This is a genomic window from Streptomyces sp. NBC_00286, assembly GCF_036173125.1.
In the GTDB taxonomy this organism is placed as follows: Bacteria; Actinomycetota; Actinomycetes; order Streptomycetales; family Streptomycetaceae; genus Streptomyces.
Window position 1 is genome coordinate 8,877,314 of the sequence record NZ_CP108054.1, and the last position, 14,902, is coordinate 8,892,215.

Sequence of the window (14,902 nt, forward strand, 5' to 3'; positions counted from 1 at the left end):
CTGGGTGCTGTCGTGGCTCAGACCGCGCTCGCGGCGGGCTCGCCGCTCACGGGGGCGTCGGTCGCCGGGTCACTCGTTACGGGTGCGCTGGTAGCGGGTTCGCTGGTGACCGGCTCGCTCGTCGGGGGCGATGAGCTCGTACGGGGCGGATCGTCGCTCGGCGGAGTCGCGCTGTCTGTCGACGGAGGCGGTGAGGCCCCTACGGGCTCCGTGTCGGTCGGCGTCGGCGTGGGAGGGGTGTCGGTGGGCGGCGTCGAGGTCTGCGTCGGATCGGGCGTCGTGGGATCAGGCTCCGTGGGATCGGGCTCTGTCGGATCGCTGGGGTCCGTCGGATCGGGTTCCGTCGGATCGGCCGGAGTCGGAGTGTCCGTCGACGTCTCGGTGGGTGAGGCCGAACCCGGCTCCCCGGGGGTGCCCGGCTCTCCCGTGGCCTCGCCGTCGCGCCGTGCGTCGAAGGTCCGGTCCTCCGAGCCGTCGGTGCCGACGGGCCGTTCGATGCCCTTGTCCGGGTCGGTCACATCCACGAGAGCGATCCGGTCGAGCTTCGTGGGCGACGGTTCGACCGACACCACCGAGTCATCGCGGAAACTCGGCCACTTCTCGTTGCCGCCCTCGAAGCGCACCGAGATGTCTTCGCGGTCCCCCTCGAAAGTACGAAGTGGATTACCGCACGAGCACTTGACGACGGGCAATCCCTGATCGTTCACGAGAACCGCGATTCCCGCCTCCAGCAAGGCGTCGTAGGCAACCGCCCTGCCCTTCTTGTAGTCATGGTTCCGCACGAGAGTGTCGTGACGCAGGAGAACCGGTGTGAGTTGATCGACGTACTCCTCGATCGCATCCGGAGAAATTCCGGCAACGCGTGCCCATTCTTTGGCCTTGCGGCGGTTCTCGGGATCGATGAGGAATTCCTTGAGCCGGTCGACGTCACAGGCGCCCTGCTTACGCGAACCCCCGTACAGCCCAGGCGTGTTGCCCTGCTGCAAGCCGCCCCGAGGCCGCTCCCCACGCACCTCGGCGTCCACACCGAGCCCACTTTTCTCGTCGAAAAAAGGATCGAGAGCCGGAACTCCGGCCGACACCGCCTTCACGATGACGAGACGGTCGGCCTGAGTGCAGCCGCTGAGGATCAGCAAAGCGACCAGCAGAAATGCGGTCCTGCGGACCGAAGATTGAATGCCCTTGTACATGGGCGCGCGAAATGTCATTACCGCTCCCCCCGGCGGTTCCCCCGTCACCCTGCAAGAGCGGAAGCAGGGCTTGCGCGCCATGCTACTGAATAGAAAAGCCTTTCAGTCAAGTTTAATTGGAAGAGGCATTAATGAGGGGAAGTGCCCAGAGTGGCGGAGGGACACTCAGTGGCCTTGCGTGGGAATTGTTATCTCAGCGGGTACGCGCGTTCAATGAGGCCAGATAGGCGTTGTACGCCTCCAGCTCCTTGTCCCCGTCGCGATCCGCGGCCCGGTCCGTGCGCCGGGCCTGACGCTGCTCGGAGCGGTACCACTGGAAGAGCAGCGCGAGCAGCACGAGTACGGACGGGATCTCGCTGAACGCCCAGGCGATACCGCCCGCCGCGTTCTGATCCGAGAGCGCGTCGATGCCGAGCGACGCGGGAGGGTTCTTGTACGTCTCGACCATCGGGCCGGACGCCATCATCAGCGCGATGCCGAAGAACGCGTGGAACGGCATGCCCGCGAACAGCTCCAGCATCCGCAGCAGATAGCCAGGCCGGTGCGGACCGGGATCCACGCCCATGATCGGCCAGAAGAAGGCGAGGCCGACGGCGAGGAAGTGGCACATCATCACGGTGTGGCCCGTCTTCGAACCCATCAGGAAGTCGAAGATAGGGGTGAAATACAGCGCGTACAGGCTCGCGATGAACAGCGGGATCGTGAACGCCGGGTGCGAGATCAGCCGCATGAACCGGCTGTGCAACAGCGCCAGCAGCAGCTCACGCGGCCCCTTGTGGCCCCGGCGCGCGGCCACCGGCAGGGCACGCAGCGCCAGCGTGATCGGCGCGCCGAGCAGGATCAGGATCGGCGTCAGCATGCTGATGATCATGTGCTGCACCATGTGCACGCTGAACATGACCATGCCGTAGTCATTGAGCCCGGTACACATCACGAGCATCACGGTCAGCACGCCCACGACAAACGCCACGGTCCGCCCGACCGGCCACTTGTCCCCACGCCGCACCAGCCGCACGACGCCCCACCCGTACAGGGCGAGCCCCACCAGACAGGCGACGAGAAAGAACGGGTCCGCGGACCACTCGAGCCCTCGCCCCAGCGTGAACGGCGGCAGATCCATGGTCGTGCCGTGCCCGCTGTGATCCATCCGCCGGCTCCTGATTAGTACGGGATTGTGCGCTGTCCGTCCGCACCAGAGTAGAACCGCCCCCGGTCACTGTTACGACCGGGGGCGGGACAAGCGCCTCTTTAGGGGCGCGGGGCTGTATCAATATGCGGCTCCGCCGCGTGGGCGCGAGCAACCACACACAGCCTGCAGTCGGCAGACAACCGGGAGTCTTACGGCGCTGCCCCGGCTAAAGCACACACTCCGCCTCGGCGTACCGCGCATCCGGCACCGTCTTCAGCGTCTCGACCGCCTCCGCGAGCGACACCATCGCGATTTCGGTGCCGCGCAGCGCCGTCATCCGGCCGAACTCCCCGCGGTGCACCGCCTCCACCGCGTGCCAGCCGAACCGGGTCGCGAGGACGCGGTCGTACGCCGTCGGGGTACCGCCACGCTGCACATGCCCGAGGATCACCGGACGGGCCTCCTTGCCGAGCCGGTGCTCCAGCTCAAGGGAGAGCTGGCGGGCGATACCCGCGAACCGCTCGTGCCCGTAGATGTCCTTGCCGCCCTCGTCGAACTCCATCGAGCCCTCGCGAGGCTTCGCGCCCTCCGCGGCCACGACGATGGCGAACTTCTTGCCCGCCGAGAAGCGTTCGCCGACCTTGGCGGTCAACTCCTCGATGTCGAAGGGGCGTTCCGGCACGACGATTGCGTGTGCGCCGGCCGCCATGCCCGAGTGCAGCGCGATCCAGCCGGTGTGGCGGCCCATGACCTCCACGATCAGCACACGCTGATGGGACTCGGCGGTGGTCTTGAGGCGGTCAAGCGCCTCGGTCGCCACGCCCACGGCGGTGTCGAAGCCGAAGGTGACGTCCGTCACCGCGATGTCGTTGTCGATGGTCTTCGGCACGCCGACGATCGGCAGGCCGCCGTCCGACAGGAGACGGGCCGCCTTGAGGGTGCCCTCCCCGCCGATCGGGATGATCGCGTCGAGCCCGAGTTCCTCGACATGCCCCTTGGCCCGCTCCACGCCGTCCCTGAGGTGCTCGGGTCGTACGCGGGATGAGCCGAGGATGGTGCCGCCGCGAGCCAGGATTCCGCTCACCGCGTCGAGGTCGAGCTTGAGGTAGTCGCACTCCAGAAGGCCTTTCCAGCCGTCCCGGAAGCCGATGACCTCGTCGCCGTGGTCGACGACGGCGCGGTGTACGACGGACCGGATGACGGCGTTCAGGCCGGGGCAGTCGCCGCCGGACGTGAGGACACCAATGCGCATAGCCCGAAATACCTTCTCAACGTGGGCCGGGTACCGGACCGCGCTGTCCGGCTGGACCCGGCAAGCGTACCGGCGGCAGGGGGCGGGCCCGCATCATGCGTCCGCCTGCTGGACGCCCCCGCACAGGTGAGCGGCCGGGCCGCCAGAAGGGCTGTGAACCATCTCTCGGACTGTCCCGGACGGGCTGTGGGCCGTGTTTTCGGCGTATCCGCGTATCAGCGTGGCTCAGGCAGGCTGCTGGGCGGCCGCGATGCGCTCGGCGCGCAGCGCCTCGTACCACCGGTCGTCGATCGGCGGCAGCGCGTTGACGTCCAGCGCGAGCTTGAGCAGCAGATCCGCGATCAGCGGGTTGCGGGCGAGCACGGGCCCGTGCATGTACGTCCCGAAGACCGTGTCGTTGTACGCGCCCTCCGTGCCGTCTCCCGTGCCGTTGCCCTTGCCGAGCCGGACCTGGGCGAACGGGCGCGCGGTGGGGCCGAGGTGGGTGATGCCCTGGTGGTTCTCGAAGCCCGTGAGCTGCGGCAGGCCGAGGGGCGGGTCGATGTCCCCGAGTACGTCCCCGACGCAGCGCTCGCCCTCGCCGCGCGTGGAGACCACGTCGAGCAGGCCGAGGCCCGGCTCGCGCTGCCCGAGGTCGTTGATGAACTCATGGCCGAGGATCTGGTAGCCGGCGCACACGGAGAAGACGATCGCGCCGTTGCCGACCGCGCGGTGCAGACCGCCGTCGCGGCGCAGCCGCTCGGCCGCGAGCCGCTGCGGCCGGTCCTCACCGCCGCCGATCAGGTAGATGTCGCCGGAGGTGGGGATCGGCTGGTCGCTGCGTACGTCGAGCCGGGCCACGTCCAGGCCGCGCTGCCGGGCCCGGCGCTCCACCACGAGCGCGTTGCCCTGGTCGCCGTAGGTGCTCAGCAGGTCCGGGTAGATCCACACCAGACGCAGGCTGTTGTCACTCATTGATGATCGTCCTCTGTGGTCAGTTGCCGACGCGGATCACGTGCCGACGCCGGTCAATTGCCGACACGGCGGCGCAGGTCCTGGAACGCGGTGTAGTTCGCGATGACCTCGATCCGCCCCGGCGGCGCGATCTGCACGGCCTGGTCGAGGTTCTCGCAGACCTGGAAGGTCTGGTTCGCGACCTCCAGACGCACCGCGAGGTCCAGCTTCCGGTCGCCGATGACGAAGATCGGGTGCCCGCTCAGCCGCGTGTAGTCGACGTCCCACAGCCAGGAGGTGTCGGTGCCGTCGGCGCCGCGCGCGTTCACGGACAGGATGACCGGCGTAGGCGGCGGGTCGATCAGCGAGAACGTCTCCAGCCAGCCCGCCGGGTTCTTGGCGAGCAGCAGCCGAAGGTCACGCTGCATGAACTGCACGACGTCGTAGCGCCCGGCCACCGCCTGGACCTGGTACATACGTTCCAGGGCGACCTGCGGCGGCACACCGAAGACGGCGGCCACGGCGGCCGACGATGCGGCGTTGGCTTTATTGGCGCGGCCCGGTAGCTGGAGGTGGATCGGCCAGGCGGAACCGTGCGGGTCGAGGACATGGTCGCCGTCCAGCGCCCAACTCGGCGTCGGACGGCGGAAACCGCACTCGCCGCAGAACCAGTCGTCGCCCGGCCGCTGCATCACACCGCCGCAGGACGGGCAGGACCAGGCGTCGTCCTTCCACATCTGCCCGGCGGCCACCCACACGACGTTCGGCGAGGAGGACGCGGCCCACACGACCAGCGGGTCGTCCGCGTTGGCGATCACGACGGACTTCGAACCGGCCAGACCCTCGCGCCAGTGCTCGGCGAGCATGCGGGTCTCGGCGGCGCGGTCGAGCTGGTCACGGGAGAGGTTGAGGAGCGCGATGGCCTTCGGGTCGGTGTCACGTGCCACACCTGCGAGGTACTTCTCGTCGACCTCGATGACCGCGTACCGCGCGTCCGAGCCGCCGGCCAGCGCGGAGGTGATGCCTGCGGGCATGTTCGCGCCCAGGGCGTTCGAGACGACGGGGCCCGCGGCGCGCAGCGCCTCCGCGATCAGCCGTGTCGTGGTGGTCTTGCCGTTGGTTGCCGACACCAGGATGACGTCCAAGTGCTCGGCCAGCCGGGCCAGCAGGTCGGGGTCGAGTTTGAGCGCCACCCGGCCGCCGATCACCGATCCGCTGCCGCGGCCCGCGGCCCGCGACGCCGCCGCGACCGCCTTGCCCGCCGTCACGGCCAGCTTGGCCCGCGGCGACAGCGGGTCCGAGTTGCCTGCCATCAAGTCTCGATCCTCCTTGCGTACGACGCCGCGCCCTGCCCTGCTGCCGGCAACGTGTGGCCCTCAGCCTATCGAGATCCACGACCGGCCCGGTTCGCGGCACCACCCCGGCGCCCGCGCGACATTGAGGACCGTACCCTTGCGGCCATGCGACACGGCTCGATCCCGGGCGCCCAAGGGCGCGTCCTCACGCTGTCCCTCCTCGGCGACCCCGTGTTGCACACACCATGCGAGGAAGTCACCGACTTCGGCCCACAACTGGGGCGTCTCGTCGAGGACATGTTCGCCACCATGTACGCGGCTCAGGGCGTCGGACTCGCCGCGAACCAGGTCGGTCAGTCGTTGCGGGTCTTCGTGTACGACTGCCCTGACGACGAGGAACGACGCCATGTGGGGCACTTGGTGAACCCGCGTCTGGTCGAGGCGGACGGGCTGCTGCTGCGCGGTCCCGAGGGGTGTCTGTCGCTGCCGGGCCTCGAGGCGGGGACGGAGCGGTACGACCACGCGATCGTCGAAGGCTCCACACTGGACGGTGAGTTGGTGCGGGTCCATGGCACCGGGTTCTTCGCCCGGTGCCTACAGCACGAGTGTGATCACCTTGACGGTGGGGTGTACGTGGACCGGCTCCGTGGGTGGCGCCACCGGCGGGTTATGCGTCAGGCGGCGCGGGCATCCTGGGGGCGCTAGAAGCTGGGCCCGCCCACCTTGTCGCCCGCCGCCGCCAAGCGGCCCCACAGCAAGTCCGCCAGACTGCGTACCAACTCTGCGCGTGAGCAGGGCCGTTCGCCCAGCCACCAGTCGCCGGCCGCGTGCATCATGCCGACGATGCCGTGGCCCCACACCCGCGCGAGCTGCGCGCTGTCGGGGCCGAGGTCGACGCGTTCCTCGATGACTTTGCCGAGTTCCTCGCCCATGCGGCGCAGCAGGGGAGCGGAGTGCAGCCCGACGTCGAAGCCCTGGTCGCTCTGCGGGCCGCCCTCCGACGGATGCATCAGGAAGCGGTACACCTGCGGACGTGCCTCGATCGCCGCGAGGTACGTGTCGAGGGTGGCCTCGACCCGCTCGCGACGCTCGGCAGGCGCATCCAGCGCGGCCCGCAGCGCTTCGAGCAGGGCGTCCGTGTGCCGCTTGGCGAGAGCCGCGTACAGTCCACCCTTGTCACCGAAGTGCCGGTACAGAATGGGCTTGGTGATGCCGGCCTCGGCGGCGATGGCGTTCATCGAGGCGCCGGGGCCGTCGCGGAGCACCACCCGGTCGGCGGCTTCCAGCAGCTCTCGCCGACGGCGGTCGGCGGACCGCTGCTGCTCGGTCCGCTGTGTGGTGTCCATGAGCTCTCCCCACCCGTTCTGATTCGGCGACGCCCTGCGCAACGTAACACCCTGCTGTGATTCTGCATCGAACGGGCTGCCGGAGGGGAACCGGGAGTTGACTTTTCCTACCGGCGGGTAACAGGCTACTGTTACCGCAAGTAACATGCGAGTGCTTAGCTGGAGGGAACATGGCCGAGTTCACCATGGAGCTCAACGACGAGCAGAAGGAGGTCCGGGACTGGCTCCACGGCTTCGCCGCCGACGTGATCCGACCCGCGGCAGCCGAATGGGACGAGCGCGAAGAGACTCCCTGGCCGGTCATCCAGGAGGCCGCGAAAGTCGGTATCTACTCCCTGGACTTCTACGCCCAGCAGTACTTCGACCCCACAGGCCTCGGCATCCCCATGGCCATGGAGGAGCTGTTCTGGGGTGACGCGGGCATCGCCCTCTCCATCGTCGGCACCGGCCTCGCCGCCGTGGGCGTCCTCGCCAACGGCACCGAGGAGCAGATCGGCACCTGGATCCCCCAGATGTACGGCGACGCGGGCGACGTCAAGGTCGCCGCCTTCTGCTCCTCCGAGCCCGACGCCGGCTCCGACGTGGCCTCCATGCGCACCCGCGCGGTCTACGACGAGGCCAAGGACGAGTGGGTCATCAACGGCACCAAGACCTGGGCGACGAACGGCGGTATCGCCAACGTCCACGTCGTGGTCGCCGTCGTCGACCCGGAGCTCGGCTCCAAGGGCCACGCCTCCTTCATCATCCCGCCGGACACACCCGGCCTGTCCCAGGGCCAGAAGTTCAAGAAGCACGGCATCCGTGCCTCGCACACCGCCGAGGTCGTACTGGAGGACGTCCGCGTCCCCGGCTCCTGCCTGCTCGGCGGCAAGGAGAAGCTGGACGAGCGGCTGGCCCGGGCACGGGAGCGGGCGAAGGCCGGCGGCGAGCGCGTGAAGAACGCCGCGATGGCCACGTTCGAGGCCTCGCGCCCGGCGGTGGGCGCCATGGCCGTGGGCACGGCCCGGGCCGCGTACGAGGTGGCCCTCGATTACGCCCGGACGCGTGAGCAGTTCGGCCGCCCGATCATCGACAACCAGGGTGTCGCCTTCCAGCTCGCCGACATGCGTACATCCATCGACGCGGCCCGGCTGCTGGTGTGGCGCGCCTCGTGGATGGCGGTCAACGGGAAGCCGTTCACCGCCGCTGAGGGCTCCATGTCGAAGCTCTTCGCGAGTGAGACCGCGAAGAAGGTGACGGCCGAGGCGATCCAGATCCTCGGCGGAAACGGCTACACACGTGAGTACCCGGTCGAGCGGATGCATCGCGATGCCGCGATCTACACGATCTTCGAAGGTACGAGTGAGATCCAGCGGCTGGTGATCGCGCGCACCCTCGCGGGTATGCCGATCCGCTGACGTCACTGAGCGGTGCGCGGTGCCGTGAGAGCCTGGGGAGTACGGGAAAGGCAGCGCAGTCGAGCCGAAGGAGTGCGGCGATGGCGCGGACAGCCAGGGAACTGCTGGACACCACCACCGGAAAGCTCGCCCCCGACCCGCAGGCCAACCGGCTGCTGCCCCTGATCGGCCGGGGCGCGGCACGGCGCGACACCCTCGCCACTCTCGCGCTGGAACAGCGGTATGTGATCGCCGCGGACCGCCGGGCGTTCCAGCATCTCGCGGATCGGTCGGCCGCCGAGCCCGAGTGCGCCGCCTTCTTCACCATGCTCGCGGAGGGTGAGGCCCTCGCCCATGACCGGCTCGGCCCGCTGCTCACCGCCTGCGGCGCGGACGAGGCGCGGGTGGCGGGGTACGAGCCGCTGGCGGGGGCCCAGGCGTATCCCGCGTACGTCGCCTGGCTCGCCCTGAACGGTGCGCCGACCGACGTGGTGCTGGCGCTGAGCGCCAACTTCTCGGCGTGGGGCGGCTATTGCGCCACCATCGCCGAGGCGCTGCGCCGCCAGTACGGCTTCGACGACGAGGCCTGCGGCTTCTTCGATCTGTTCGCTGAACCCGCGCCTGACTTGGAGCAGAAGGCGATGGCCGCCGTACAGGCCGGACTGGACGCGGGGTTGATCAGCGAGGAGGCGGTCCATCGCTACGGACGCCTGCTGCAGCGCTACGAGGAGATGTTCTGGCACACGCTGTGGGAGCTGGACCGGGGCGAGTCCTAGCGAGTCCTAGGGCCTGCCCTAGTCGGACGACGTCCCGCTGCTGTGCGCGATGCAGGCCACGTCGATACGGTCGGCCAGCTTGGCGAGTTCGATCGTGAGGGTCGCCACCGTGTCCTCGTCGAGGCCCTCCTGACCGGCCTCCACCAGATGCAGCCACCGGCCGCCGACGTTGCGCAGCAGCTTGCTGACATCGGCGGCCGCCACCTGCAAAGTGCCGCGGTCGTCGACGATCAGAGGGAGGGTCACTTCGCGGTTCACACAGGCGATCGTAACTGCGGAACGCTCACGCTCCGTGCCATACGGTGGTGATGTTGCAGAACTCGCGGATTCCGTGGCCCGCCAGCTCCCGCCCGTAGCCGGACCGCTTGACCCCGCCGAAGGGGAACGCCGGGTGGGACGCCGTCATCCCATTGACGTAGACACCGCCCGCTTCCAGATCGCGTACGAAGCGGTCGATGTCGGCCTCGTCGCGGGTCCAGACGTTGGAACTCAGCCCGAACGGCGAGTCGTTGGCGATCGTCACTGCCTCGTCGAGGCCGTCGGCGCGATAGAGCGTGGCGACCGGGCCGAAGGTCTCCTCGTGGTGGATCCGCATGGCCGGGGTGATGTCGGCGAGGACGGTCGGCGGGTAATACCAGCCGGGCCGGTCGGGCCGTTCGCCGCCGCACAGCACCGTCGCGCCGCTCTCCACCGCCTCGTCCACCAGCTCCGCCAGACCGTCGCGGCCCTGCTCGCTGGAGAGCGGGCCGACCTCCGTGTCCTCGTCCATCGGGTCGCCGACGTTCAGCGCCTTCATGCCCGCCGTGAAGCGCTCGGCGAAGGCGTCGAACACGTCCGTGTGCACGATGAACCGCTTGGCGGCGATGCAGGACTGCCCGGTGTTCTGCACCCGGGCCGTCACCGCGGTTTTTGCCGCCCGGTCGAGGTCGGCCGACGGCATCACCACGTACGGATCGCTGCCGCCCAGCTCAAGGACCGTCTTCTTGACCTCGTCACCGGCGACCGAGGCGACCGCGCGGCCGGCCGGTTCGCTGCCGGTGAGCGTCGCCGCCTTGACCCGCTCGTCGCGCAGGATGCCCTCGACCTCGCCGGTGCCGATGATCAGCGTCTGGAAGCAGCCCTCGGGGAAGCCCGCGCGGTGGAACAGATCCTCCAGGTAGAGGGCGGTCTGCGGCACGTTCGAGGCGTGCTTGAGGAGTCCTACGTTGCCTGCCATCAGGGCGGGCGCGGCGAATCGGATCACCTGCCAGAGCGGGAAGTTCCAGGGCATCACCGCGAGTACGGGGCCGAGCGGGCGGTAGCGGACGATCACCCTGGAGGCGCCGGAGTCACGCGCCTCCGACTCCGGGCCCTCCTCGTCGGCGAGCAGTTCCTCGGCATGGTCGGCATACCAGCGCATCGCCTTCGCGCACTTCGCGACCTCCGCGCGGGCCTGTTTGATGGGCTTGCCCATCTCCGTGGTCATGACGCGGGCGGTGTCCTGCGTGTCTGCTTCCAGCAGGTCGGCGGCTCGGTGTAGCCGCTGGGCGCGCTCGGCGAATGAGGTGGTGCGGTACGTACTGAACGCTGCGTCGGCGGTTGCGAGCCTGCGCTCGATCTCCTCGGCGCCGAGGGCGTCGTAGGTTTTGAGTGTCTCGCCGGTTGCCGGGTTCACGGTTGCTATGGGCATGGCTGACCTCCTGATACGGGCGCGCTTCGATGGGGGCGCCAGAACTGGAAGCGCCGTTCATTGAAGCGCCGTCCAGGTCTGCGGGTTGTGTGTGGCTGGTCGCTCCCCCACTCTCGGCTGCGCTCGAGCGGGGGACCCCCATCGCGGCGGAGCCGCATATGTCACAGCGCCGCGCCCCTTCGGGGCACCTTGTCGGCATCCGCGTACCCAGGTGTCGGCCTTCTAGCCGACGTGCTCCTCGAGGCGGTCCAGGAACTCTGCCTGAGCCTTGACGATCACGGCTCTCGCTCGGTCGAGCCCGAGCCACTCCACCCGGCTCAGTTCCGGGAACTCCTGGCGCCGGCCCGAGCCCCTCGGCCACTCCATCTCGAACGTTCCCGGGACCACCGTCGTCGGGTCGAGGTCGGCCTCGATCGCCCATGCGGTGACGATCTTGCCGTTCGCCTGCCGGACCTCGCCGAGCGGTACGGCCTCGCCGTCGGGCGGCTCCAGGCCCAGTTCCTCGCGGAACTCCCGGCGGGCCGCGTCCCAGGCCGGCTCGTCGGGCTCGTACTCACCCTTCGGTACGGTCCACGCGCCGGCGTCGCGCCGCTCCCAGAACGGGCCGCCCATATGGCCGAGCAGTACCTCCAGGCCGTCGCCGGTGCGGTGGAACAGCAGCAGGCCCGCGCTGCGGCGTGAGGGCTTCACCGGGTCACCTCCGGGTGCGCGGCGAGTAGCGTCTCGACGGTGTCGGCCTCTGCCGGGGTCTTGTCCTCGCGGTAGCGGAGTACGCGGGCGAAGCGGAGCGTGACGCCGGCCGGGTAGCGGGTGGACTTCTGCAGGCCGTCGTAGGCGATCTCGACGACGAGCTCGGGCCGTACGGTGACCACGTGGCCGTCGTCCTTGACGGCGAGCTTGCGCAGCCGCTCGGTCTGCCAGGCCAGCATCGCGTCCGTCATGCCCTTGAACGTCTTGCCCAGCATGGCGAACGAGCCGTCCGGATTCCGTGCCCCGAGGTGCAGGTTGGACAGCTTGCCGGTACGCCGTCCATGGCCCCACTCGGCGGCCAGTACCACCAGGTCCAGCGTGTGTACGGGTTTGACCTTGAGCCAGGAGGCACCGCGCCGGCCCGCGCTGTAGGGGGCGTCGAGGCCTTTCAGTACGACGCCCTCGTGGCCGCGCTTCAGCGTGTCCGCGAGGAACCGTTCCGCGGCCTGGCGCGCCTCGCCGTCCGCCGGATCCGCCACGAGCGTGCGCCGCACTCGCATCGGCTCGGGCACCAGTCGGGCCAGTTCCGCGTGGCGGTCGGCGAAGGGCAGGTCGAGCAGGTCGTGACCGTCCACGGACAGTGCGTCGAAGAAGACGGGGGACACGGGCAGGGCTTTGGCCGCTGTGCCGACGTCCGTGCGGGAGCCGACCCGTCCGGCGATGTCCTGGAAGGACTTCGGTCGTCCTTCCTCGTCGAATGCGATTACCTCGCCGTCCAGGATGAATCGCTCGCCCTTCAACTCCCTTGCCGCAGAGGTGAGTTCGGGCAGGCGGTCGGTGATGTCGTCCAGGGTGCGGGTGTAGAGGCGTATGGCGTCGCCGTCGCGGTGGACCTGGACGCGGATGCCGTCCAGTTTCTCCTCGACGGCGCAGGCGCCGAGCTTGTCGATCGCCTCCGCCACGGATGTGGCGCTGTGCGCCAGCATGGGCAGGACCGGGCGGCCTACGGTGAGCCTGAACTCGGCGAGGGCCTGCGGGCCGTCCGCCAGCAGGCGCTGCGCCACGGTCTGCAGCGAACCGGCCAGCATCACCGCCCGTCGTACGTCCGCGGAGGGTGCGCCGGTCGCCTCGGCCAGCCCCTCTACGGCTACGGCGTCGAGGGCGCCCTGTCGTACCTCTCCGCTGAGCAGGCCGAACAGGAACCGCTGCTCGTCCGCGGTGGCCGCGGCCAGCAGGTCGCCGACCAGGCGTTGGCGTTCGGCCTGGGAGCCGGGGCCGGAGACCTTTGCGAGCGCGGTCAGCCGGGCGTCCACGTCTCGCATGCTGAGCGTGGGCTCTTCGGCCGGGGCGACGGGGCGACTGAGGACCTTCCAGCCGATGCCGATCCGTCCCTGCGGGAGGCGTCCCGCCAGGTACGGGATCACGATCGGGGCCTCCTCGGCTTCCGCGTCCCGGAACAGCTCGGCCAGGAGGCCGATCTTCCGGGACCGGGCCGAGGTGGCGGCGACCTCTTGCGATACGCGGGCTAGCCGGGCGAACAGCATGTGGCCATGGTGCTACGGCGACGCGCTCCGCGTGCGGCGGAGCCGGGGGGTTTCTTTCCCCAGCCCCGCCCCTTCCCGAAACTGGGGGCTGCGCCCCCGGGCCCCCGCCAGGGGGTGGTGGGTGACACTTCGTGTCGCGGCTGCGGGTTGTGTGTGGCTGGTCGCGCAGTTCCCCGCGCCCCTAGGTGGTCGGTGGTGCGGGGCCGCGGGCCGGTGCGTCAGCCCGTCGCCAACGGGGCATACGGCCCCTTGCTTCCACAGGGTTCTGGTGTGCCCAGACCGAAGCTAAGCGACGGGCATAGGACGCACCGGCCCACGTCCCCTCCCGCCGGTGGAAAGCTGCGGGTAGCAGGGGGTCCGGGCTCCCTCCGGCGGATGGCTTTTCTGGGCCGCGGGCTTGTTCGGGGCGCGGGCTCCCACCAGGGGCGAGCCTGTCCGGGGGCTGGCGCCCGGGCCGTGGCCGCCTTCCGGGGCGCGGGCTTGCTCTGGGCGCCGACGCCTTCTCCGTGCACGGGCAGCCGCAGGCTTCTTTAGGGGCGCGGGGAACTGCGCGACCAGCCACGACCCACCCGCAGCCGCGACACAACGTGTCACCCCCACCCCGGTAGGCACCCCACCCAGACCCTCCCACCCGCGGTAGGTGCCCCACCCGCCGATGAAAGGGGGTCTGGGGCGCAGCCCCAGTTTCGGGGAGGGGCGGGGCTGGGGAAAAGAACCCCCCTTCAGGCGGAGGCAGCCGCGATGTCGCTGAACAGCAAGTCCCCGTTGATCATGGCCCCTGCCCGATACCCCAACGCAGCCGCGTTGATCACCTGCTCCGAGAACCCCACGGCATTGCCCGCCGCCCAAACCCCCGGCACACTCGTCCGCCCCGACTCGTCCACGTCCGCGTACACGCCGAACGGCGTCTCCTTGAGCGCGGCGCCCAGCCGCTCAAGGAGCCCCGTGCGCGGGACCGGTCGCGGGGCGACGAAGAGCACGGAGCGCTCGTGCACGGACCCGTCCACGAGACGCACCCCGGTGAGCCGGTCGTCCGAGACGACGAGCCCCGCCACCTCGCCGGGAACCACGTTCACGCCAGCCGTGGCCAGGTGCCGCAGATCCTCGTCCGAGAGCTCGGACTCGGCGACCGTGTGCAGGAACAGGGTGACGTCCTTGGACCACTGCGTGACTATGAGCGCCTGGTGGGCGCTCATGGCGGACGTCGCGAGCACCCCGAACGCCTGGTCCCGGACCTCCCAGCCGTGGCAGTACGGACAGTGCAGCACATCGCGCCCGAACCGCTCCGCGACCCCGGGCACCGACGGCAACTCGTCCGCGAGCCCGGTGGCGACGACCAGTCGGCGAGCGTGCACCGAACGCCCGGACTCCAGCGTCACGTCGAATTCCTCGGCGTCGTCCCGCGCGACGTCCACCGCCCGGTCCCGGACCAGATCAACCCCGTACGCCTGAATCTCCCGCCGCCCCTCGGCCAGGAACTCGGCGGGTGACATCCCGTCCCGCGACAGATAGCCCTGCATATGCGCGGCAGGCGCGTTGCGCGGCTCGCCCGCGTCGACGACGAGGACCTGGCGCCGCGCGCGTCCCAGTACGAGTGCGGCGGACAGGCCGGCCGCGCCGCCTCCGACGACGACCACTTCGTAACGATCGGTCATGGTGACCACCTCCACGGACAAGGTCGCCCCGCGGCTGCGGCATTGAC

General features: G+C 69.7%; 14 protein-coding genes. 3 read left to right on the forward strand and 11 right to left on the reverse strand.

Annotated features, from left to right (window positions below; genetic code table 11):
- Nucleotides 1–17: 17 nt before the first annotated feature.
- From OHT21_RS40180 to OHT21_RS40200, 5 genes are all read right to left on the reverse strand, one after another.
- Complete coding sequence (locus tag OHT21_RS40180; RefSeq protein WP_328773164.1) at nt 18–1,208, reverse strand: DUF6777 domain-containing protein; 1,191 nt, start codon at nt 1,206–1,208, stop codon at nt 18–20.
- Between the two features lie 175 nt (nt 1,209–1,383).
- Nucleotides 1,384–2,337 carry a cytochrome c oxidase assembly protein gene (locus OHT21_RS40185; RefSeq protein ID WP_328773165.1) on the reverse strand — a complete coding sequence of 318 codons (954 nt, stop codon included), beginning with the start codon at nt 2,335–2,337 and terminating at the stop codon, nt 1,384–1,386.
- Nucleotides 2,338–2,545: 208 nt separating this feature from the next.
- Entirely contained in the window at nt 2,546–3,571 is a 1,026-nt protein-coding gene (locus tag OHT21_RS40190) for a 6-phosphofructokinase (protein WP_328773166.1), read from the reverse strand.
- Nucleotides 3,572–3,796: 225 nt separating this feature from the next.
- On the reverse strand, nt 3,797–4,525 hold the full coding sequence (locus OHT21_RS40195; protein WP_328773167.1) for a type 1 glutamine amidotransferase: 729 nt from the start codon (nt 4,523–4,525) through the stop codon (nt 3,797–3,799).
- Nucleotides 4,526–4,578: 53 nt separating this feature from the next.
- Complete coding sequence (locus tag OHT21_RS40200) at nt 4,579–5,817, reverse strand: MurT ligase domain-containing protein (protein ID WP_328773168.1); 1,239 nt, start codon at nt 5,815–5,817, stop codon at nt 4,579–4,581.
- A gap of 147 nt (nt 5,818–5,964) precedes the next feature.
- Here OHT21_RS40200 and def point away from each other — a divergent pair, with 147 nt between their 5' ends.
- The gene (def, locus tag OHT21_RS40205; RefSeq protein ID WP_328773169.1) at nt 5,965–6,504 is read left to right on the forward strand and encodes a peptide deformylase; all 540 of its coding nucleotides are present in this window, start codon (nt 5,965–5,967) and stop codon (nt 6,502–6,504) included.
- On the opposite strand, the gene OHT21_RS40210 is transcribed toward def, so the two are convergent.
- Nucleotides 6,501–7,145 carry a TetR family transcriptional regulator gene (locus OHT21_RS40210; protein ID WP_328773170.1) on the reverse strand — a complete coding sequence of 215 codons (645 nt, stop codon included), beginning with the start codon at nt 7,143–7,145 and terminating at the stop codon, nt 6,501–6,503. The genes def and OHT21_RS40210 overlap by 4 nt on opposite strands.
- 170 nt (nt 7,146–7,315) lie before the next feature.
- Between OHT21_RS40210 and OHT21_RS40215 the strand changes: the two genes are divergently transcribed.
- Both OHT21_RS40215 and OHT21_RS40220 read left to right on the forward strand, forming a co-directional pair.
- A complete protein-coding gene (locus OHT21_RS40215) occupies nt 7,316–8,542 on the forward strand; it encodes an acyl-CoA dehydrogenase family protein (RefSeq protein ID WP_328773171.1) in 1,227 nt (408 codons plus the stop codon).
- An 80-nt stretch (nt 8,543–8,622) separates the two neighbouring features.
- Entirely contained in the window at nt 8,623–9,297 is a 675-nt protein-coding gene (locus OHT21_RS40220; RefSeq protein ID WP_328773172.1) for a transcriptional regulator, read from the forward strand.
- An 18-nt stretch (nt 9,298–9,315) separates the two neighbouring features.
- Here OHT21_RS40220 and OHT21_RS40225 read toward each other — a convergent pair whose 3' ends face one another.
- The 5 genes from OHT21_RS40225 to OHT21_RS40245 form a co-directional block, all read right to left on the reverse strand.
- Nucleotides 9,316–9,555, reverse strand: a complete 240-nt coding sequence (locus OHT21_RS40225; RefSeq protein ID WP_328773173.1) for a DUF6213 family protein — start codon at nt 9,553–9,555, stop codon at nt 9,316–9,318.
- A 25-nt stretch (nt 9,556–9,580) separates the two neighbouring features.
- Nucleotides 9,581–10,966, reverse strand: coding sequence for an NADP-dependent succinic semialdehyde dehydrogenase (locus OHT21_RS40230; RefSeq protein WP_328773174.1), 1,386 nt, complete (start codon nt 10,964–10,966; stop codon nt 9,581–9,583).
- 222 nt (nt 10,967–11,188) lie between these two features.
- On the reverse strand, nt 11,189–11,656 hold the full coding sequence (locus OHT21_RS40235) for an NUDIX domain-containing protein (protein WP_328773175.1): 468 nt from the start codon (nt 11,654–11,656) through the stop codon (nt 11,189–11,191).
- A complete protein-coding gene (locus OHT21_RS40240; RefSeq protein WP_328773176.1) occupies nt 11,653–13,200 on the reverse strand; it encodes an ATP-dependent DNA ligase in 1,548 nt (515 codons plus the stop codon). Before OHT21_RS40240 ends, OHT21_RS40235 begins: the two co-directional genes overlap by 4 nt.
- A 722-nt stretch (nt 13,201–13,922) precedes the next feature.
- Nucleotides 13,923–14,855, reverse strand: a complete 933-nt coding sequence (locus OHT21_RS40245; protein WP_328773177.1) for an NAD(P)/FAD-dependent oxidoreductase — start codon at nt 14,853–14,855, stop codon at nt 13,923–13,925.
- Between the last annotated feature and the right edge of the window lie 47 nt (nt 14,856–14,902).